This window comes from Kitasatospora nipponensis, assembly GCF_039528135.1.
GTDB classification, from domain to species: Bacteria; Actinomycetota; Actinomycetes; order Streptomycetales; family Streptomycetaceae; genus Kitasatospora; species Kitasatospora nipponensis.
This window is the reverse complement of sequence record NZ_BAAALF010000801.1, coordinates 1-651: the sequence shown is the minus strand read 5'-3', so window position 1 is coordinate 651 and position 651 is coordinate 1. Positions and strand designations below refer to the sequence as shown.

Genomic DNA, 651 nt, shown 5'->3' with positions numbered 1-651 from the left:
GTACGCCATGGAGCGGGAGCAGACGATCGCAGCCGTCCGGGTGCCCAGGCCGACCAACACCAGGACGCCGCCGACCAGTTGGATCACGGCCGCGTACCAGCCGGGCCAGGACAGCGCCTCCACGGTGCCGCCGCCCTTGGTGCCGCCGAGGACGCCGAACAGGGAAGCGGCGCCGTGGCAGGAGAAGAGCAGGCCGATCGCGATCCGGGACAGGCCCACCAGGTAGGGCCGGGCAGAGTCGACTGTGCTGCTGGGGATGACGGACATCGACGGACTCCATGGGGGCAACGGGGGAACCGCTGTGGCGGGGACCACAACGGTGGCGGGCAAGGCAAGGCTCGCCTTGTACAGGTCAAGTCGCAGCGTTATTCATCGAGCCTTCACCAGTCCGTGACCGTTTGCTTATGGTTTCCTTACGTACGATTGTGAGCGTTAACATCGGCCCCGGACGTGACGGGACCCGGGGACGTATCCAGCCCCCGGGCCCCTGAGATGCCACCCAATTGCACACACCGGCACGTTGAAGGGTGCGGATCATTCTGAGATCGACGTGTTCTCCCGTTGAACTACCGTGCCACGGTCAGAGGCACAGGCGGGACTTGAACCCGCATCCGTCGATGATCGTCCGCGCCCGGTCGATCCGGTGATCGG

At 65.9% G+C, this 651-nt stretch carries 1 protein-coding gene; it reads right to left on the bottom strand.

Features of this window, described 5'->3' with window-relative positions:
* Positions 1-267, bottom strand: a 267-nt coding sequence (locus tag ABD323_RS43415; RefSeq protein ID WP_344447529.1) for a DoxX family membrane protein, incomplete at its 3' end; no start/stop codon positions are given.
* Positions 268-651 lie beyond the last annotated feature (384 nt).